This window comes from Nocardiopsis coralliicola, assembly GCF_054779695.1.
The window spans coordinates 12373-31476 of sequence record NZ_BAAGXT010000060.1 but is presented as its reverse complement, the minus strand read 5'-3'; the positions used below and the strand labels follow the sequence as shown (position 1 = coordinate 31476).

Annotated in this window: 19 protein-coding genes; 13 read left to right on the top strand and 6 right to left on the bottom strand. The window is 75.0% G+C overall.

All coding sequences use genetic code 11. The annotated features are described in order from the left end of the window. Positions 1-88 precede the first annotated feature (88 nt). Positions 89-958: a CPBP family intramembrane glutamic endopeptidase gene (locus tag ACYVGT_RS26010; protein WP_460863046.1), complete on the top strand. Its 870-nt coding sequence runs from the start codon at positions 89-91 to the stop codon at positions 956-958. On the opposite strand, the gene ACYVGT_RS26005 is transcribed toward ACYVGT_RS26010, so the two are convergent. Further along, entirely contained in the window at positions 927-2300 is a 1374-nt protein-coding gene (locus tag ACYVGT_RS26005; RefSeq protein ID WP_460863044.1) for an MFS transporter, read from the bottom strand. The two genes, ACYVGT_RS26010 and ACYVGT_RS26005, sit on opposite strands and share 32 nt — an antisense overlap. Positions 2301-2442: 142 nt before the next feature. Between ACYVGT_RS26005 and ACYVGT_RS26000 the strand changes: the two genes are divergently transcribed. Beyond that, the gene (locus tag ACYVGT_RS26000; RefSeq protein WP_460863043.1) at positions 2443-3111 is read left to right on the top strand and encodes a FadR/GntR family transcriptional regulator; all 669 of its coding nucleotides are present in this window, start codon (positions 2443-2445) and stop codon (positions 3109-3111) included. A 367-nt stretch (positions 3112-3478) separates the two neighbouring features. Here the strand turns inward: ACYVGT_RS26000 and ACYVGT_RS25995 are convergent, their stop codons facing one another. The 3 genes from ACYVGT_RS25995 to ACYVGT_RS25985 form a co-directional block, all read right to left on the bottom strand. Next, on the bottom strand, positions 3479-4156 hold the full coding sequence (locus tag ACYVGT_RS25995) for an RraA family protein (RefSeq protein WP_460863042.1): 678 nt from the start codon (positions 4154-4156) through the stop codon (positions 3479-3481). Between the two features lie 327 nt (positions 4157-4483). Continuing rightward, positions 4484-5260, bottom strand: a complete 777-nt coding sequence (gene folP / locus ACYVGT_RS25990) for a dihydropteroate synthase (RefSeq protein ID WP_460863045.1) — start codon at positions 5258-5260, stop codon at positions 4484-4486. A gap of 122 nt (positions 5261-5382) precedes the next feature. Beyond that, complete coding sequence (locus tag ACYVGT_RS25985) at positions 5383-6312, bottom strand: Lrp/AsnC family transcriptional regulator (protein ID WP_460863041.1); 930 nt, start codon at positions 6310-6312, stop codon at positions 5383-5385. 448 nt (positions 6313-6760) lie between these two features. On the opposite strand from ACYVGT_RS25985, the gene ACYVGT_RS25980 reads away from it, so the two are divergent. The 5 genes from ACYVGT_RS25980 to ACYVGT_RS25960 all read left to right on the top strand — a co-directional run bounded on the left by ACYVGT_RS25980 (position 6761) and on the right by ACYVGT_RS25960 (position 11064). Then, positions 6761-8362, top strand: coding sequence for an LCP family protein (locus ACYVGT_RS25980; protein ID WP_460863040.1), 1602 nt, complete (start codon positions 6761-6763; stop codon positions 8360-8362). 256 nt (positions 8363-8618) lie between these two features. Further along, entirely contained in the window at positions 8619-8972 is a 354-nt protein-coding gene (locus ACYVGT_RS25975; protein ID WP_460863039.1) for a hypothetical protein, read from the top strand. 242 nt (positions 8973-9214) lie between these two features. Next, on the top strand, positions 9215-9829 hold the full coding sequence (locus ACYVGT_RS25970; protein WP_460863038.1) for an OmpA family protein: 615 nt from the start codon (positions 9215-9217) through the stop codon (positions 9827-9829). A 161-nt stretch (positions 9830-9990) separates the two neighbouring features. Further along, positions 9991-10470 carry a hypothetical protein gene (locus ACYVGT_RS25965; protein ID WP_460863037.1) on the top strand — a complete coding sequence of 160 codons (480 nt, stop codon included), beginning with the start codon at positions 9991-9993 and terminating at the stop codon, positions 10468-10470. After that, positions 10471-11064, top strand: coding sequence for an OmpA family protein (locus ACYVGT_RS25960; RefSeq protein WP_460863036.1), 594 nt, complete (start codon positions 10471-10473; stop codon positions 11062-11064). Between the two features lie 91 nt (positions 11065-11155). On the opposite strand, the gene ACYVGT_RS25955 is transcribed toward ACYVGT_RS25960, so the two are convergent. After that, on the bottom strand, positions 11156-11635 hold the full coding sequence (locus tag ACYVGT_RS25955; RefSeq protein WP_460863035.1) for a flavin reductase family protein: 480 nt from the start codon (positions 11633-11635) through the stop codon (positions 11156-11158). Between the two features lie 442 nt (positions 11636-12077). On the opposite strand from ACYVGT_RS25955, the gene ACYVGT_RS25950 reads away from it, so the two are divergent. From ACYVGT_RS25950 to ACYVGT_RS25930, 5 genes are all read left to right on the top strand, one after another. Further along, the gene (locus ACYVGT_RS25950) at positions 12078-12821 is read left to right on the top strand and encodes a cell wall anchor protein (RefSeq protein ID WP_460863034.1); all 744 of its coding nucleotides are present in this window, start codon (positions 12078-12080) and stop codon (positions 12819-12821) included. Positions 12822-12974: 153 nt separating this feature from the next. Continuing rightward, a complete protein-coding gene (locus tag ACYVGT_RS25945; RefSeq protein ID WP_460863033.1) occupies positions 12975-13910 on the top strand; it encodes a hypothetical protein in 936 nt (311 codons plus the stop codon). 166 nt (positions 13911-14076) lie between these two features. Continuing rightward, a complete protein-coding gene (locus tag ACYVGT_RS25940; RefSeq protein ID WP_460863032.1) occupies positions 14077-14898 on the top strand; it encodes a hypothetical protein in 822 nt (273 codons plus the stop codon). Positions 14899-15000: 102 nt separating this feature from the next. Beyond that, complete coding sequence (locus tag ACYVGT_RS25935) at positions 15001-16488, top strand: TldD/PmbA family protein (RefSeq protein ID WP_460863031.1); 1488 nt, start codon at positions 15001-15003, stop codon at positions 16486-16488. 14 nt (positions 16489-16502) lie between these two features. Next, positions 16503-17924, top strand: coding sequence for a metallopeptidase TldD-related protein (locus ACYVGT_RS25930; protein WP_460863030.1), 1422 nt, complete (start codon positions 16503-16505; stop codon positions 17922-17924). Positions 17925-18021: 97 nt separating this feature from the next. Here ACYVGT_RS25930 and ACYVGT_RS25925 read toward each other — a convergent pair whose 3' ends face one another. Then, positions 18022-18237 (bottom strand): dodecin, encoded by a 216-nt coding sequence (locus ACYVGT_RS25925; RefSeq protein WP_460863029.1) that lies wholly within the window; start codon positions 18235-18237, stop codon positions 18022-18024. A gap of 599 nt (positions 18238-18836) precedes the next feature. Between ACYVGT_RS25925 and ACYVGT_RS25920 the strand changes: the two genes are divergently transcribed. Continuing rightward, positions 18837-19070: a hypothetical protein gene (locus tag ACYVGT_RS25920; RefSeq protein WP_460863028.1), complete on the top strand. Its 234-nt coding sequence runs from the start codon at positions 18837-18839 to the stop codon at positions 19068-19070. Positions 19071-19104: the final 34 nt, after the last annotated feature.

Here is a 19104-nt window from a genome sequence, read left to right as displayed (position 1 = left end):
CCCTCGCGGCCGCGCGGCGGCCCCAGCACCCGCGCTGCGGTGCGCCGACCGGCCCGCGGCGGTGCGCCCGGTCCCGGACCGGCATGCGATGATCGGCGCCATGTCCGAGCCGCACTCCCCGCTCCCCGACCCCGCCGAGCCCGCTGCACCGCCCGGCCCCGGCCGGACCGCGGCCGGCGCTCCCGCGCTGCCGGAGGCGGCGGCGCCGACCCGGAGGCTGCTCGGCCAGGAGGTGCTCTGGGTCCTCGCGCTGTCGCTGGGTGCCGCGGCGGTGTCGGCCGTCATCTCCTTCACCGGCGCGCTGACCGCGCCCGGCGGGCTCGCCGACCAGACGGCGAACCTGGTCACCCCCCGCGCGGAGGCCGACCGGCCGTGGCTCGACTTCGCCCGCCAGGCGACGTCGCTGGTGTTCGCGCTCGCGCCGGTGGCCCTGGTGCTGCACCTGCTGCACCGCACCCGCGAGTCGGCCGCCACGATCGGCTTCGACCTGCGCCGGCCCGGCTGGGACCTGGGCACCGGCGCGCTGCTGGCCGCCGGGATCGGCGCCGGCGGCCTGGTCGTCTACCTGGTGTCCTGGGGGCTCGGGCTGACCGTGACCGTGGCGCCGAGCAGCCTGGAGGCGCACTGGTGGCAGTACCCGGTGCTCATCCTGCAGGCGGTGAAGAACGGCGTACTGGAGGAGGTGATCGTGGTCGGCTACCTGATGCTGCGCCTGGGCCAGATGGGCTGGTCGCCGGTGCGCATCATCATGGCCTCCGCGGTCCTGCGCGCCTTCTACCACCTCTACCAGGGGGTGGGCATGTTCTTCGGCAACCTCGTGATGGGCGTCGTGTTCTGCTGGTTCTACCGTCGCTACAGCCGGGTGATGCCGCTCGTCGTCGCGCACTCGCTGATCGACATCGTGGCCTTCGCCGGTTCGGTGCTGCTCATCGGGAAGGTCGACTGGCTTCCGGGCTGACCCCGGAGGCAGCCGCCGCCTCGTCCGCGTCCGCTCCTCCGGCGCCCTCGGCAGCCGCCTCCCGGGCGGCCGCCGCCGGATCTGCACCGGCTCCGCCGCTGGCGCGGACGAGGGACGGGGCGTCCTCCAGGAAGCGGGGGCGCGCCAGAAGCAGGCCCACAGCCGCGTTGGCGGTGGTGAGCACGGCGACCATCGCCAGCGGCGCGTGCCAGCCCCCGGTCGCGTCGTGCAGCAGGCCGAAGAGGAACGGGCCGAGGCCGCCCATCAGGTAGCCGAGGCTCTGGCTGGCGGCCGACATGGCGGCGGTCCCCGCCGCGGTGCGGGTGCGCACCGCGAAGAAGGTCAAGGCCAGCGTGAAGGTGCCCATGCCGAGGCCGATGAACACGGTCCACAGCCATACCCCGGCGACCGGGGCGATCCACAGGCCGGTGAGGCCGACCACGTAGCAGGCGTAGAAGAAGGCCACGAAGCCGCGGTGGTCGCGGGAGCGCGCCATGAGCCCGGGCAGCACCAGCGAGGTGGGCACGGCCAGCGCGGTCAGCACCGACAGCGCCAGTCCGGCGCCCGCGGCCGTCATGCCCTCGTCGCGGAGCATCTCGGCGTACCAGCCGAACATGATGTAGGCCACGGTGCACTGGGTGCCGAAGAAGAGCACCGACTGCCAGCCCATGCCGGTGCGCATGACGGCGCGCAGGGACAGCGCCGCGGAGCGCGGCGTCCGGGGCGGCTCGGCGCGCAGCAGGAGCAGCCACGGCACTGCCGCGACGACGCCGAACACGGCGTAGAAGCCGATCGCGATCCGCCAGCTCCCGGTGGCCTGCAGCATCGGGACCGTGCCCGCGGCCGCCATCGTGGTGCCGATCGCGAGGAAGGTGGTGTAGAGCGTGGTGACGGCGCCGATCCGGTGCGGGAAGTGCGTCTTGACCAGTGTCGGCAGCAGCACGTTGCCCACGGCGCCGCCGGACAGGGCCAGCGCGCTCAGCGCCAGGAACGACCACGGGTCGCCGACGAGCGGGCGCAGTGCGAGGCCGGCGGCGATGCACAGCAGTGCGGCGGCGAGCACATGGTGCTCGCCGAAGCGGCGCACCAGGGCGGGCGTCGCCAGGCCGAAGGCGGCGAAGCAGAGCACCGGGAGCGTGGTCAGGACCCCGGCGAGCACACTGGACATGCCCAGCCCGCCGGAGAGCTCGCCGAGGACCGGTCCGACGCTGGTGATGGCGGTCCGCAGGTTGACCGCGGCGAGCGCGACGCCGAGGACGATCAGCGCTGCGGCTCCGCGGCGTCCGGACGGGCGCGGCGCGCCGTCGGGGCGGGGGGATGCAGACACGCACACTCCATACATAGGATGACGGGATCAACATCGACAGGGTAACTCATTCGCCGGGTGAGCCTATTCTGCGCACAAGCTGGTCTAAGCTCCGGCCTAACCGTCACCCGATCCGGATGCCGCCCCCCCGGCTCCGGCTCATCTAGGAGGTTCCCGCGTGCCCCTCGCCTCGACGCGCCGCACCGGACTGGTGGACCAGGTCATCGGCCAGCTCAGAGCACAGATCGACTCCGGCGAGTGGGGGGTCGGCGACCGCATCCCCACCGAGTCGGAGCTGTCTGAGCAGCTGGAGGTCGGACGGAACACGGTCCGCGAGGCCGTCCGCGCCCTCGCCCACGCCGGCCTGCTGGAGATCCGGCAGGGCGCCGGCACGTTCGTGCGCGCCTCCAGCGAGCTCGGCGGCGCGCTGCGCCGGCGCCTGGAGCGATCGCGCACCCGGGAGAACCTGGAGGTGCGCCGCGCACTGGAGATCGAGGCGGCGCGGCTGGCCGCGGTCCGCCGCACCGATGCCGACCTGGCCGCTCTGGACCGCACGCTCACGCTGCGCGGGGAGGCCTGGCGGGACGGCGACGTCCCCGCGTTCGTGGAGGCCGATTTCACGTTCCACCTGGCGGTGGTCCAGGCGACGCACAACCCGCTGCTGATCGAGCTCTACGACGACATCTCCACGGTGGTCTACGGCAGCATCGCCGAGTCGGTCCACCCCACGCCGGAGCAGCTCGACCACGACCGGCTCTGCGAGGCCATCCGCGACCGCGATCCGGAGCTGGCCCTCCAAGAGGCCGCCTGCTACCTGGACGACCTGCTCTCCCGCGCCGAGGACTGACCCCGGCCCCAGGGGACGCGTTTTCGGGGGCCCGCATCGCACGATCGGGCCTCCGAAAGCACGCCTCCTCCCCGCTTCCGGGCGGGGTGGCCCCCCGCGCCCCGCACCTGCCCGCCGGCGCCCGGCGAGGCCCGCGCACCCCGCGCCCGCCCTCGAACCGGCTGGAGCGCTCCGCCAGCAGCCGCGCCGCTCCGCCTCGGCACGGCGCCCGCTGTACTGCCGCCGCCTGCCCGCGGCCGGCGGCCAGGAGAGCCCGCCGGCACCCGGCCGCACCGTCCGGCCGCACGCTCCCGCACCCGCCCGCACCACCCGCCCGCACCGCCTGCCCTCCAGGCGGCCAGCGGCAGGATCCGGGAGGACGGGCGGCTCAGGCCTCGCGGGCCGCGGGTTCCGCGGCGGGGCCGCGGGCGCCGCCCCAGCCGGCGACGCGGGTGGGATCGAGGCGGAGGAGGTCGATGGTGGTGGCGCCGCCGCACAGGGCGTCGACGATCTCCTGCTCCGTCCGCGCGCCGCGCAGCGCACCGGCCACGATGTCGGCGGCCTTGCCGCGGGGCAGGCAGACGGCCCCGTCGTCGTCGGCGGCCACCCAGTCCCCCCGGCGCACCGGGACCGGGACTGCGCCGGCGTTCTCCAGCAGCAGGTCCTCGCCGATGGATCCGCCCGCCTCGTGCCCGGGGGCGCGCAGCGCCACGCCGGCGCCGACGACCGGCAGCCCCGCGCGCGCGATACCCGCGATGTCGCTGACACAGCCGTCCACCACGATGCCGGCGAGCCCGCGCACCCGGGCGGCGACGGCGATGATCTCGTCGACGTAGCCGTATTCCGGCGCACCTGCGGTGTCCACCACGAGCGCCGTTCCGGGCGCTGCCTGCGCGACGGCGGCGTGCAGCGCAAGGTTGTCGCCGGGGGCGCAGCGGACCGGGAGGACGGTGGCGGCGAAGGGCAGGCCGGGCTGGACGGCGAACAGGTGGGCACCGAGCGGACGGGCGCCGCTCCTGCTCAGGGCAGCAGTACCGACCGCCGTCAGGGTGTCCGCTAGCGCCACGTCAGCCTCCCATTGATGCACGCCGGAGCGGGCGCCGGCCGCACAGCGCGCGGAGGCCGCCCCCCTTCATACTCACCGGTAACTTCCTGGCAATGCAAGCCGCGGGCGCCGGAAAACTCTGCAAATGTTACCGCCGGTTACAGATTGCGGCGGCGGCTCCCCGGCCCCGCGCCCGGACCGTGCGCAGTGAGCGCTCAGTACCCCCTGGGAGCGCCCGCACCAGCGGTAGGGCGCGCTCCCCGCCGGCCGCTGCCTGCGCTTCCCGGGCCCGCGGCGGCGCAGGCAGCGGTCGGCCGGACCGGCGGTGTGCGCCGCGCGGGCCCCGCGTCAGGGGGCGGCAGCGGCCACGGCGTCCAGGGCCGCCCGGGCGGCGCCGGCGTCGTGCACCCGGAACACCCGGGCGCCCTGCCAGGCCGACACGGCGAGCACCGCGAGCGTGCCGGCGTGCCGGCCGCCCACCGGGCGGTCCAGCGCCTCGCCGATGAAGTCCTTGTTGGAGACGGCCACCAGCACCGGCCAGCGGGTCCGGGCCATCGTGTCGAGCCGCCGGGTGAGCTCCAGCGAGTGGTAGGTGTTCTTGCCGAAGTCGTGGGTGGGGTCCACCAGGATGCGCTCGGCGGGCACCCCGAGCGACTCGGCGCGCTCGGCCAGCCGGGTGACGGTGTCCAGCACGTCGCCCAGGACGTCGGCGTAGGCCACCCGGTGCGGGTCGGTACGCGGCCCGAGGCCGCCGCTGTGGCTGCACACCAGGCCGGCGCCGTGCTCGGCGGCGACCCGGGCCAGGTCCGGGTCGGCGCCCGACCAGGTGTCGTTGACCAGGTCGGCCCCTGCGGCGAGGCAGGCTTCGGCGACCGGCGCGCGCCAGGTGTCGACCGAGATCACGGTGTGCGGGTCGCGCTCGCGCAGCGCGGCGACGAACGGCGCGGTGCGCTCGGTCTCCTCGTCCGCGCCGACTTCGGCGCCGTAGCCCGCCTTGACGCCGCCCACATCGACGATGTCGGCGCCGGCCGCGACCGCGTCGGCGGCTGCGCGCAGCGCCGCGTCGAAGGCGAAGGTGGCGCCCCGGTCGTAGAAGGAGTCGGGGGTGCGGTTGACGACGGCCATCACCGCCGCCGAGCCGGGCCCGAACTCCCTGCCGCGCAGCCGCAGCGCGGCGCCCGGAACCGGCGCCGCGGCCGGCGGCTCCGCTCCCGCGGGAGGGGCCGCCCCGGCCGGGGGCGCTCCGCTCACGCGGCGGCCTCCTTCTCCTCGGCCGGCACGGGCAGCCGCCCGCCGTCCCCGCGCAGTCGTTCCTTGGCCACCCGCAGATGCTCCCACGTCTCCAGCACCCCCACGTCGGCGCATCCCCGGATGGCCTCGACCGCCTCGACGATCGCGGCCCGGTCCGGCCCCACCGCCTCGCCGATGAGGTCGTACCGGCCGAAACCGGTGGCCAGGAACGCCACCCCGGGCACCGCGGCCACCCGTGCGGCGACCGCCCCGGCCGCACCGCGGCAGCGCACGCCGAAGCCGAGCCGCTCGTCAGCGCCGACCACCGACGGCTCCACCACCGCGGTGACGTGCACGACGCCCGCCTCGATCAGCCGCACCACCCGCGAACGCGCGGCCGCCTGGGACAGTCCGACGCTGCGCGCCAGCTCCGCGTACGAGGCGCGGCCGTCGCGCTGCAGGTGGCGCACGAGGCGCCAGTCGAGCGGGTCGACCGCGATGTCGCGCAGCTCCTGCACGGCGCTGTTGGCGTCCTTGACCACCGCTCCGGCGCGGAAGACCTCGGCGCCGACCACGCCGGGCAGCGCGCGCAGCTCGGCGACCTCTGCGGCGAGCGCCGCGTCGTCGCGGACCCGCACCTGGGCGACCGCGGGGAAGCGGCCGGCGGTCTGCGCGGCGAACGCCACCGACTCCCGCTCCTTGACGGCCGCGAGCAGCGGCGCGACCGGCCCGGACACGGTGAACGTCACGTGGCCGAGCACCTCCCTGCCGAGGACCCCCGCGTGCAGGACCCCCACGATCCGGATCGCTCCCAGCGCCGCCAGCCGCCGCACCCGGGCCCGCACTGCGGTGCGCGAGAGCCCGACCCCGTCCGCAAGCGCCTGATAGGTCGCCCGTCCGTCCCCCTGCAATGCGCGCATGAGCGCAGCATCGACCGTATCGAGCACGATGATTCGCCTTTCGTCTCAGCGACGGCCCCCTTCCCCCCGGGGTGCCGCCCCCTCCTGCGGCCAGATCATGGCAGTTGCGGCGTTCCTCGACGAGGGAGAACGAAAGAAACAAGACCGCCTTCGGCCACAGTCGGCCCCGGGTTCCGCCAAACGATTCCTCCTCGCGACATGTCGGACAGCAGTGAGGCGGACCCGCTGGGCGTGGCCCCGTACGAACAACTCCGGCAAAGCGAGACACTGGTGTCCTGCATGAGTGCGGTCCCATGCGGAAGAAAACGGAAGGGTTCCGGCGCCGCGTGTGCCGCTCCGGAAGGGGCGGGGCAGCACGGTGCGGCACCGAACGGAACAACGCGAAATTCGGCCTGACCCTTAGTGGAACCATGACCGGTCCGAATTCGGTCAGACGCGGGTGGACGGGCAGACGGGCTTCACAGAAGGGACCCCGATGGCGAAGGCAGGGGAGCAGCAGCCGGAGGACGGCGACGGCCCTACCCCGGACAGCGCCGCGGAAAGCGCCGCAGCGGACACCGGCGCGCCGAAGAGCACCCGCCGCGCTCTGGGCCTCACTGCGGCGTCGGTCGTCCTCCCCGGCATCGCGCACCTGCGCAGCGGGCGCCGCGCCGCGGGCGCGGTCATCATGGTGAGCTACCTCTCGCTGCTCGCCGTGGCGGTCCTGATCGCCGTGCTGCTCGCCGGCGACCTCGCGCGCGGCGCCCGGATGGCGGTGCAGGCGCAGTGGCTGGCCACCGTCGGCGCCGCGGCGTTCCTGCTGGCGGTGCTCTGGATGACCGTGGTCGCGCACTCCTGGTCGATCACCCGCCCCCGGCCGGGCAGCGGCGCCGCACGGTTCGCCGGCGGGACGCTGGTCGTGCTGCTGTGCCTGGGCATCGCGGCGCCCGCGGGCGCGGTGATGCACACGTCCTACACCGCCTACGACGCGCTGAGCTCGGTGTTCGGCGGCGGGGGCGCCGTCGACGACGAGCCGCACGACGCCGCCGACCCGTGGAACGGGCGGGACCGGGTGGAGGTGCTGCTCGTCGGCGGCGACTCCGGCAGCAACCGCTACGGCATGCGCACCGACACCATGATGCTCGCCAGCATCGACGTCGAGCACGGCGACGTGGTGCTGATCGGCCTGCCGCGCAACCTCGAGGACGTGCAGTTCCCCGAGGGCAGCAAGCTGGCCGAGGCCTATCCGCCGCCGGGCGGGTTCGACCTGATCCTGAACGAGGTCTACCAGACGGTCGCCGACGACCCGGAGCGGCTGGCGGACAACCCCGATGCGGCCGACCCCGCCGCCGACACCCTCAAGGGCGTCGTCGGGCACATCACCGGCATGGAGCCCGAGTACTACGCGCTGGTGGACATGAAGGGCTTCGAGGGCGTCATCGACGCCATCGGCGGCATCGACGTCCACATCGACGAGCCGATCCCCTACGGCATGCAGGGCGACGTGCTGGAGGCGGGCGACCAGCACCTCGACGGCAACCAGGCGCTCTGGTACGGCCGCAGCCGGGTCAACAGCGACGACTACGCGCGGATGGGCCGGCAGGGCTGCCTGGTGAAGTACGTGGCGGAGCAGGCCGACCCGACGACGGTGCTGTCCAGCTTCCAGGAGCTGGCCGGCGCGGCGAAGCGCACGCTGAAGACCGACATCCCGCAGAACAAGCTGCCCGCCTTCATCGAGCTGGCCGACGCCGTGTCGACCGACGGCGAGATGAAGTCGCTGCAGCTGTCGCCGCCGCAGGTGGACCCGGCCTACCCGGACTTCAAGGAGATCCGACGGCTGGTCGACGACGCGGTCGCCGACCAGGAGGGGCGCCGCGACGACACGGCCGGCCCGCAGCCGGAGCCGAGCGGCAGCGCTCCCTCGGCGCCCGAGGACCAGGCCGGGGGCGAGGGCGGCGACGGCGGCACGGGCGCGGAGCCCGACGGCGAGGGCTCCACGGAGTGGCAGGACTACACCGGCCTGCCCGAGCCCTCCCCCACCACGCCGGGTCGCCAGGTTGGCGAGAGCGCCACATCGCTCGACACCATCTGCCCCTGACACCGCACCGGGCCGCCGCACCGGAGCGGCCCGGCCCCTGAGCGGGGCGCCCGGCACGGCCGGGCGCCCCGCTCGTGTTCGGTCTCCCCTCCGCCCCGCCGCCGTCCGGATCCGGCCAGCGCGGGCGGCCGGGGCTGCTTCGGGGAACCGTGCGACTACGGGGCGCGTCATTGCCAGCAGCTCCGCCCGCCGGCAGCAGCGCTGCTGCTGCTGGTCCGGAGCCGCCCCTGACCACGGACCCGGAGGTTGACGTCCCATGCGATCCCCCGCATCCGCCCTTCCAGCCGCCGCCCGCCTGCCGCTCCGCTCCGCGGCCGGCGCAGCGGCCGCGGCACTGCTGCTGGCAGGCTGCTCGGGCGGCGGAGGCACCGGCCGGGAGGACAAGGCCGGCGAGGACGAGAAGTCGCCGTCCGCCCCCACCGGCGAGGTGGTCGCCGAGACGGAGCTCTCCTACGCCGAGTACGAGGGCGCGGCCGAATTCGCGGTCAACGCGCTGAGCGTGCAGGGCGACCTGATGCGGCTCGACTACACCCTCACCCCGGCCGTTCCGGAGGACGGGACCGAGACCGAGTCGGTCTGGGGGCTCTTCGGCTTCTCCATCACCGGTTAGCAGTTCACCCTGGTCGACGCCGAGAACCTGGAGCGGTACTTCATCGTCGAGGACGACGGCGGCCGCAAGCTCCAGCCGGAGCCCAACCAGAGCCTCGCGCTGGGCCAGCAGCACTCGTTCAGCGCCTACTTCGCCGCGCCGCGCGACGGCGTCACCGAGCTCGACCTCCACCCCTACGGCCAGCAGCCGATCATGGACGTCCCGGTCACCGGCGCCGCCGAGAGCGACAGCGAGGACGACTCGTGAGCGCGGCGCCCGGGTGGCGCAGCGGGCGCACCGCCGCAGTGGCGGCGCTCGCCGCCGGAGTGCTGCTGGCAGCGCCCCCGGCCGCCGCCGGCGACGAAGCGGCCCTGATGGGCGACCCGGAGAACGCCACCGGCCCCTTCGACGGCTTCATCGTGCCGATCGGCGACACGTCCCCCTTCATCGTCGGCATGGATCCGTCCGGCTCCGTCGAGCCGATGCAGTCGGAGGAGATCGAGGGCTCCACCACCACCGTCACCATCGCCGCCGACGTCCTGTTCGCCTTCGACGAGGCGGAGCTGGACGGCGCGGCCGCATCGGTCCTCGCCGACCTCGCCGAGCAGCTCGCGGGTGCGGAGGGCACCGTCACCGTCGTCGGCCACAGCGACGGCATCGGCGCGGACACCTACAACCAGAAGCTCTCCGAGGAGCGCGCCGCCGCAGTCGCCGATGCCCTGGCCGACGAGATGGGGCAGGGCGCACCGGAGATGGAGACCGAGGGCCGCGGCGCCGACGAGCCCCTCGCCGAGGAGACCGACTCCGACGGCTCCGACATCCCCGATGCCCGCGCCGAGAACCGGCGGGTCGAAGTCGCGTTCGAGAGCACCGGCTGACGCGGAGGGCGGAGTCGCCGCCCCGCCTCGGCACGCCGGACGGCCAGTACCCCGAGCAGAGGAGAAGACGATGCCCGCTCAGCCCACTGGGAACCGGTCCCGCGCCACAGGCGCGGCAGGCCTGGCCGCCCTCGCCCTGCTGCTGTCGGCCTGCTCCGGCGGTGGCGGCGAGGACGACGGCGGCGACTCCCCCCGGAGACGGCCCCGGCACCGGCCCGGTGGAGGCCGGGGAGGCCGTGGCCGAAGGCACCTTCCCCTACGCCGACCGGGAAGGCTCGGTCACCTTCGAGGTGAATGCGGTGAAGCCGCGCGGCGAGCTGCTGCAGATGGACTACACCGTCACCCCGGAGACCCCGGGGTCGGACGCGGCAGAGGACCCCGAGATCTACGACGTTCTCGGAGGCGGGGACGGCGGCAACATCGCCCTGGTCGACATGGCCCACCTGAAGCGCTACAACTCGGTCTCCGACGAGGACGGCACCACACTCGAACCGGACTGGGGCTCCCCGCTGCCCTATGACGAGGCCACCACGTTCACCGCCTACTTCGCGGCGCCCCGCGACGAGATGACCGCGGTGGACGTCTACTTCTACGGCTTCCCGCCGATCCTGAACGTTCCGGTCGAACAGGAAGGCGAGTAGATGGCAGCCGTACGCACCGGCACTGCCCTGCTCTCCTGCGCGGCGGCCGCCGCACTCCTCGCCCCCGCCGCGGCGCACGCCGAGGGGGCCCGCCCCCACGGCGACCCCGGCCGCCCGGACCCCGACTCGCTGGCCGCCTCGGTCACCGCCATCGACCCGGCCGCATTCGTGGCCGGCATCGATCCGGCCGATTCGGTCGAGGAGCTGGAGGTGGAGGAGAACGAGGGCGGTACGACGACGCTGACCCTGTCCGCTGACGTCCTGTTCGCCTTCGACGAGGCGGAGCTGACCGACACGGCCCGCGGAACCATCGCCGACGCCGCAGCCGACCTGTCCGGGGTGACCGGAACGGTGCAGGTGACCGGCCACTCCGACGGGATCGGCGACGACGCCTACAACCGGACGCTATCGCAGGAGCGCGCGGAGGCGGTCGGCGCGGTCCTGGAGGAGGAGCTCGGCGCGGACGGCCCGGAGATCGAGACCGAGGGGGTCGGGGCCGACGAGCCACTGGCCGAGGAGACCGGTTCCGAGGGCGAGGACCTCCCGGCCGCCCGCGCGAAGAACCGGCGCGTGGAGATCTCCTACGGCGCGTGACCCGGAGGCCGTGCCCGGCGGCTTTTCCCGCTGCCCGCTGCGGCGGCCGCGGCGGGCGGCAGCGGCGGGCCCCGCTCCGCCGCTGCCGGCCTCAGCCGCCGAGGGCGCCGTAGCCGCCGCGGTGGTAGAGGAGCGGGCGGGACGCAGGGTCATCCGGCGGCGGCGCCGCAGTGACGCGGCCGACGACCAGCCAGTGGTCGCCGACCATGACCGTCATGTGCGGGCTGCAGACGACGTGGCCGGAGGCGCCGGCGAGCAGCGGGGCGCCCTCGGGGCCCGGCTGCCAGCGGGTGGGCGGCGCGAACCGGTCGACGCCGCGGGTGGCGAACCGCGCGGCCACGTCGCGCTGGCCCTCCGCCAGCAGGTTCACCGCGAACGCCGGAGCGTCGCGGATCACCGGCCAGCTGGCCGAGCGCGCGTCGATGTAGAAGGAGACCAGCGGCGGGCGCAGGCTGACGCTGGTGAACGAGGTGGCGGTGATGCCGGCCGGGTGCGGGTCGCCGGGCGCGGTGACCACGACCACGCCGGCCGCGTGCCGGCCCAGCACGGCGCGGAACCCCGCATCGTCCACGTCCGCCCCGGTCCCAGGCGGTGCAGCGGCCCGGTCCGCCCCGCGGGGCGGCGCCCCGGTCCCGGAAGAGTCCGCCGGAGGGTTCGGGGGAGTCCGCACGAGTCGCCTCGCCTTCTGCGTCGCGGGTCGGCCGGCGGGCCGGCCGGGCGGAGGGCAGGGCGCACGGCACTCCCCGCGGAAACCTCCGCCACCAGGAGACAGCGGGGCGGGAACCGGACATATTCCGTGCCGGCACGAGTGGCCCCGCACACGCTGCAGCCCGCCCCGGGCGGCGGCGCTGTCCGGGACCGGCCACCGCGCTCCGTTGCCGCAGCCCCGGACGCATGTGACGCTCAGTGGGCGGCCCGGCGCGCACCGGAACGGCGCTGAGCGGCAGCGGATACCGGCAGCACGGAGTTCCCGGGGCCGGCACGCGCCCGGGGCGGGGACGGAGCGGAACCAGATGACCGCCGCCCAGCTGTGGGCCCTGGTCGGGCTCGGCCTCTTCCACGGCGCCAACCCCGGCATGGGGTGGCTCCCGGCAACCGCGCGCGGCCTCCAGGAGGGCGGCCGCGCCGCACTGCTCAAGGCGCTTCCAGCGCTTGCACTGGGGCACGCGGCAGCGATCGCCTGCGTGGCCGTGGCGGTCACCGCCACCGGGTCGCTGGCGGCCTCGCACTGGTTCGGGGTGGCCGGCGGCGCGCTGCTGGTCGCGGCGGGGCTGTGGCTGCTGCTGCGCCGGGCCCACTTCCACCTGGCCGACGTGCGCATGTCGCTGCCGCAGCTGGGCGTGTGGTCGTTCTTCATGGCCTCGCTGCACGGTGCCGGGCTGATGGTGCTGCCGGTGCTGGCCGGCGACTTCGGGCCGGCCGGCGCCGGCGTACAGCACGGCGCGGGCCACGGGCACGGTACGCCCGCCGACGGCGCCGGCGCCGGCCAGGGCAGCGCCGCCGGCGCCCCGCACGCCGGGCCGCCGCACCTGCCCGAAGCGGGCTGGACGCTGGCCGACGCCACCCTGGCCGGGCTCGCCGCCACTGCGGTGCACACCGCCGCGATGGTCGCCGCGACCGGCGTGCTGGCGCTGCTCGCCTACGACTTCGTCGGGGTGCACGCGCTCCGGCTGCGCCAGGTGACGATGGACCGCGTGTGGGCCTTCGCCCTGATCGCCGGCGGGCTCTTCGCTGCCCTGGCGGGCCAGGAGCACTGAACCGCAGGCGGGTCCCGCCGGAGCCGCAGCATGCGGGCGGGTTGGCGGAGCAGCGCCGAGTAGCGCGTGACATACATCCCATTTGCCCCTATTTTTGATAGATAGTGATGATCGTCGGGAATTCCGACCGTACGGATTCTTGTCTGCTCCGTTGTGAGCACTGATCACGGAGAACGCGACCAGCGCACCCCGGGCGGTCCCGAGCGCAGCGGCCCCCCGGCCGGCCGGCACGCCGCACCGGGCGGCCGCGCACCCCGATCCCTCCCCGGACCGCACCGGCCGGGGCAGCACCGCGCGCCGCAGCACAGCCGGGAGTACACCGGGAGGCAGCGCCGCGAGCAGTGGGCCTACGCCGGAGCGGCGGGGCTCGCCGCAGCGGTGCTGATCGCTGTCGCGGCGGTCGCCGTGCCGCGCATGCAGGGGCCGGTCGACGCCCACCGGACCTTCTTCCCGTGGAAGCCGGCCTGCTCGGTCGAGGTCGGCAGCGACGGCAGCACCGTGGCCCTGACCCGGGAGCAGGCGAAGACGGCCACCACCGCGGTGGCGCTGCAGGCCCGCGGGGAGGAGCCGCCGGACACCTCCGGCGTGCCCGACCTGGTCATGCAGCGGCTCGCCGAGGGGCCGTCAGACGACGCCGGACCCACCCTCACCTGCAGCGTCACCCCGCCGAGCACCCTGGACGCCGAGGACGAGCTCCCGATGGGGCTGACGCCGCGCGCCAAGAACCTGCTCGACGAGATGGGCGGGGTGTTCGGCGATCAGAGCGTGGGCGGCTACGAGCCCGGCGGCTACGACACCGGGCACGGCGAGGGCTCCGCCCACTACGACGGGCGCGCCCTGGACGTGTTCTTCCGCCCGGTGAACGAGGAGCACCGGCGCGAGGGGTGGCTGGTGGCCAACTGGCTGCTCGCGCACGCCCCGGAGCTCGAGGTCGCCGTCATCATCTTCGACGACAAGATCTGGAACTCCGAGAAGTCGCTGTCCGGGTGGCGGGACTACGAGGCCGCCGACCCCGACAACGAGATCCTGCGCCACCTCGACCACGTCCACGTCGACGTCCTGGAAGGCAGCGGCAGCAGCGACGCCTAGGACGCGCATCCGGCGGACACCTGCCCTGCTGCGCGCCACCCGGTACGTCCCAGCGTCCGGGCGGTCGGCACCCGCCGGGCGCCCGCCGGTGCGCCCGACCGCGCCCGACCGCGCCCGACCGCGCCCGCGCGGGAACTCTGGGCCCCGCGGCGCCGTCACACCGGATGTGAGCGCATCTGATGGAGACAGCGACCAGCCGCCCGGCCCGGTCGGGCCCGGACACCGCCGCCCGCGAAGGCGGCGCCGCCGCGGCGGCGGCTGCCTGGGCTGCGGCGCGGCGGGGCTCGTCGTGCTCGCCCTGCTGGCCGGCGCCGCCGTGGTAGCGGGCCCGCCGCTGCTCGAGCGGGCCGGCGTCGACCGGACCGCCCTGCCCTGGGGGCCCGAGTGCACGGTGGACACCGGCGACGGGGACATCGCGCTCACCACGGAGCAGGCGCAGGCGGCCACCACTGCGGTAGCGCTGGAGGCCCTCGGCCAGGAGGCGCCGGACACCGGCGGTGTGCCGGCCGCAGCGCTGGAGCGGCTCGCCGAGGGGCCTCCGGACGACGCCGGGCCCAGCCTGAACTGCCGTGCCACTCCCCGCGGCGGGCTGGAAGAGGAGGAGCTCACCGAGAGCGGGCTCACTCCGCGCGCCCAGACCGTGCTGGACGCCATGGCGGAGGTCTTCGGCGAGCAGAGCCTGGGCGGCTACGAGCCCGGCGGCATCGACTCCGGGCACGGCGGCGACTCCGCGCACTACGACGGGCGCGCGATTGACGTGTTCTACCGGCCGGTGACCGAGGAGAACCGGCGCGAAGGGTGGCTGCTGGCGCACTGGCTCGTCGCACACGCCGAGGAGCTGGACGTCGCCAACGTCATCTTCGACGACAAGATCTGGAACTCCCGCGGATCCATGCGCGGCTGGTGGGACTACCGCTCCCCCGACCCCGACAACGAGATCCTGCGCCACCTCGACCACGTCCACGTCGACGTGCTGCGGGGCGGTTGAGGACCCACCGCCGCCCGGGCGGACGGTGGGGGCGGACGCCGCGCCCGGCCTACTGGTCGCGGCCCTGGCCGCGGCAGGGCCGCGACCAGTAGGTTGGCGCCCGTGCCTGAGATCGATGCGGACTTCCTCGCCCTTCCCCTGCGCCGGCTCGCCGACGCCGCCCTCGGGCGCGCCGGGCAGCTCGGCGCCGAGCACGCCGACTTCCGACTCGAGCGCGTCCGCGGCCGCACCCTCGACGTCTCCGACGGCGCCGTCGACACCGCGGCCGAGAGCGACACGCTCGGCTTCGCGGTGCGCGTCGTGCACGGCGGCGTGTGGGGCTTCGCCTCCTCCGACGCGCTGACCCCCGAGGCCGCCGAGCAGGCCGCGGACCGGGCGGTCGCCGTCGCCCGCACCGCCGCGCCGCTCGCGGCGGAACGGGTGGAGCTCGCGCCCGAGCCGGTGCACACCGACGCCTCCTGGGTGTCCGACTACGCGACCGACCCGTTCTCCGTCACGCTGCGCCAGCAGTCGGCGCTGCTCTCGGGCTGGTGCCGCCGGCTGCAGGAGGACAACCGGATCGACCACGTCGACGCCACCCTGCTCCAGGCCAAGGAGCAGAAGTTCTACGCCGACAGCGCCGGCACCTCGACGGTGCAGCAGCGGGTGCGCATCGCACCCGAGGTGGAGGTGTTCGCCCACCGGGACGGCGTGCTCGACAGCATGCGCACGCTGTCACCGCCCACCGCGCGCGGCTGGGAGTACCTGCCCACGGTCGAGGCGGAGATCGGCGACCTTCCGGCCCTGCTGGACGAGAAGATGCGCGCCCCCTCGGTCGAGCCGGGCCGCTACGACCTCGTCGTCGACCCGTCCCAGCTGTGGCTGACGATCCACGAGAGCATCGGGCACGCCACCGAGCTCGACCGCGCCCTGGGCTACGAGGCGGCCTACGCCGGCACCTCGTTCGCCACCCCGGACCTGCTTGGCGAGCTGCAGTACGGCGCCCCCGGGATGCACGTCACCGGCGACCGGACCGCCGCACACGGGCTGGCCACGGTCGGCTACGACGACGAGGGCGTCGCGGCGTCCTCCTTCGACCTGGTCCGCGACGGTGTGCTCGCCGGCTACCAGCGGGACCGGCGCATCTCCGCGGCCCAGGGCCTGGACTCCTCCAACGGCTGCGCGTTCGCCGACTCGCCGGGCCACATGCCGATCCAGCGGATGGCCAACGTCTCGCTGGCCGCCGACCCGCACGGCCCGGACACCGAGGGCCTCATCGCGGGCATCGAGGACGGCATCCTCCTGGTGGGCGACCGAAGCTGGTCCATCGACATGCAGCGGTACAACTTCCAGTTCACCGGGCAGCGCTTCTACCGGATCCGCTCGGGGCGCCTGGACGGCATGCTGCGCGATGTCGCCTACCAGGCCACTACGACCGACTTCTGGCGGTCGATGGCAGCGGTCGGCGGCCCGTCCACCTACGTCCTCGGCGGCACCTTCCGGTGCGGCAAGGGCCAGCCCGGCCAGGTCGCGGCGGTCAGCCACGGCTGCCCCGCGGCGGCCTTCACCGGGGTCCGCATCCTCAACACCGTGCAGGAGGCAGGGAATTGAGCAGCGTGGGGAAATTGACCGGCTCGGATCCCCAGGCCGTCGTCGAGCGGGCGCTGGAGCTGTCCCGGACCAGCGGCTGCATGGTGCTGGTACGCGAGCGCAGCACCGCGAACCTGCGCTGGGCCGGCGGGTCGCTGACCACCAACGGCGTCGCGCGCAGCCGGTCGGTCACCGTGATCGCGCTCGACGAGGGCCCGGCCGGCACCTCGGTCGGGGTGATCGAGCGCGGCGGGCTGCACGCCGAGGGTGCGGAGGGGACGGCCCAGCTGGAGGACCTCGTGCGCGCCGCGGAGGCCGCGGCGGCCGAGGCACTGCCCTCCGAGGAGGCCATGCCGCTGGTCACCCCGGCAGAGGCCGGCGCCGGTGCGGAGTGGGACGGCGCGCCGGGCGGCACCGCCATCGAGGTGTTCGACGGCACCGCAGCCGGACTCGGCCGGGCGTTCGCTGCCTCCGCCCAGTCCGGCCGGCTGCACTACGGCTTCGCCCAGCACACCGTCGAGTCGGTGTTCCTGGGCACCTCCGCCGGTCTGCGGCTCCGCCACGACCAGCCCACCGGCACCATCGAGATGAACACCCGCGCCGCCCAGGGCGATCCGCGCTCGGCGTGGGTCGGCCGGGCCACCCGGGACTTCGCCGACGTGGACGTGGACGCACTCGACGCCGAACTGGCGCGCCGCGCGGGCTGGGCCGCCAACCAGGTCGAGCTGCCCGCCGGGCGCTACGCGGCGGTGCTGCCGCCGACCGCGGTGGCCGACCTGATGGTGCCGCTGTACTTCGACGCCGGCGCCCGCGACGCGGCGGAGGGCCGCAGCGCGTTCTCCGCCGGCGGCAGCGGCGGCACGCGGATCGGCGAGCACCTGGCCGGGCTCGGCCTGACGCTGCTGAGCGACCCGGCCCGCCCGGGGCTGGAGTGCGCGCCGTTCGCGATCGCCGACGCACCGGGGCGCGACGCCAGCGCGTTCGACAACGGACTGCCGGTACGGCGCACCGAGTGGATTGCGGACGGAGTGCTCGCGGCGCTGGGGCAGACCCGGGCCACGGCGCGCCGGCTCGGCACCGCGGCCACCGGCTTCGCCGACAACCTGGTGCTGGAGCAGCCGGGTGCGGCGGCGTCGACCGAGGACCTGGTCGCCTCCACCGAGCGCGGGCTGCTGCTGACCTGCCTGTGGTACATCCGCATGGTCGACCCGCAGTCGATGCTGATGACCGGGCTGACGCGGGACGGCGTCTACCTCGTCGAGGACGGCGAGGTCACCGGCGCGGTGAACAACTTCCGGTTCAACGAGTCGCCCGTCGGCCTGCTGCAGCGGGTCGCCGAGGCGGGCGCTGCCGTGCCGGCCCTGTCCCGCGAGTACGGCGACTACTTCCCGCGCACGGCGATGCCGCCGCTGCGCATCCCCGACTTCAACATGTCGACGGTGAGCCAGGCGTCCTAGGGCTCGCCCCGGCCGGGCCTGCGGATCGGGCCCACCGGGCACCGCACCCGGCTACTGCGGCCCGGCCGGCGCCGGCCGGGCCGCAGTGCGGTGCGCATCAGCCGGCCGGTTCCAGGCGGAATCCGATCTTCAGGCCGACCTGGTAGTGGGCGACGATGCCGTCCTCGATGTGCCCGCGGACCTCGGTCACCTCGAACCAGTCGAGGCCCCGGAGGGTGTCGTGGGCGCGGGCGACCCCGCTGCGGATCGCGTCGTCGACGCTGGAGTCGGACGTGCCCACGATCTCGGTGACGCGGTAGGTGTGCGAGCTCACGGTGCCTCCTCGGCGTTCAGTGCCCCGGCCCGCAGCCCGGTGTCCGCTGCGCCGCGAACGGGTCCGGCCGGAATGTCGCTTTCGGCTCCACCCTCCCCGCCCGGCGCAGCCTCAACCGGCGCCGCCCGCCGCCGCACCACCCGCGCTTTGCGTGTGCTTTGCCGCACGTCGGGGCCGCCCCTCGGAACACCCGCCAAGGCCGTTGGTCCCGCGCCGGACAATTGACCTCTATCCGAAGAAACCGCACGTCGCGAGAGTGTCCCGAGATCACGTCGTAATCGACTCTTGACGCACACCCGGGAGGGCCGGTGTACATTGGGTCCAGCGCTTCGGTCCCCCGTCGAAGCGCTCGGTCGGTGTTTCGAGCCCCCGTCGAAACACCGCGCGGCGTCGGGTGGTTTGCCCCCGTAGCCACCCGGCGCCGCCTTCTTCTCCGCACTCCGCGTGCGGCACACTGCGCTCCCCCTGCCCGGAGCAGCCCCGCGGCTGGTGCCCGCCTCCGCCGGCGCTCCCGGGCCCTGCCGGCGCACTGGAGCCTGGCAGCGGTCTCCGCCGGTAGCGTGGAGGCATCCGCCGCCCGCCCGATGCAGGAGCCCGCAGTGACCGAACCGGACGAACTCCCCGCGCAGTGCTCCCGCCGGGGCTGCCGCGACGCCGCCGCCTGGGCCCTGCTGTGGAACAACCCCAAGCTGCACACCCCGGACCGCCGCAAGACCTGGCTCGCCTGCGGCGAGCACCGCGGCTACCTCGCTGACTTCCTCGAGGTCCGCGGCTTCCTGCGGTCCACCGAACCCTTCGCCGGCGGGGCCGAGCCGGGCGGCGTCCAGGGCTGAGCCGGACACCGCGCAGCGCAGCGGACGGCGCCGT

Excerpts from the sequence above, each read along its gene's own strand:
- ACYVGT_RS25960 (WP_460863036.1), top strand. The coding sequence starts at position 10,471 with ATGGCAGCCGTACGCACCGGCACTGCCCTGCTCTCCTGCGCGGCGGCC.
- ACYVGT_RS26005 (WP_460863044.1), bottom strand. The coding sequence starts at position 2,300 with ATGTATGGAGTGTGCGTGTCTGCATCCCCCCGCCCCGACGGCGCGCCG.
- ACYVGT_RS25950 (WP_460863034.1), top strand. The coding sequence starts at position 12,078 with ATGACCGCCGCCCAGCTGTGGGCCCTGGTCGGGCTCGGCCTCTTCCAC.
- ACYVGT_RS26010 (WP_460863046.1), top strand. The coding sequence starts at position 89 with ATGATCGGCGCCATGTCCGAGCCGCACTCCCCGCTCCCCGACCCCGCC.
- folP (WP_460863045.1), bottom strand. The coding sequence starts at position 5,260 with ATGGCCGTCGTCAACCGCACCCCCGACTCCTTCTACGACCGGGGCGCC.
- ACYVGT_RS25980 (WP_460863040.1), top strand. The coding sequence starts at position 6,761 with ATGGCGAAGGCAGGGGAGCAGCAGCCGGAGGACGGCGACGGCCCTACC.
- ACYVGT_RS25975 (WP_460863039.1), top strand. The coding sequence starts at position 8,619 with ATGCGATCCCCCGCATCCGCCCTTCCAGCCGCCGCCCGCCTGCCGCTC.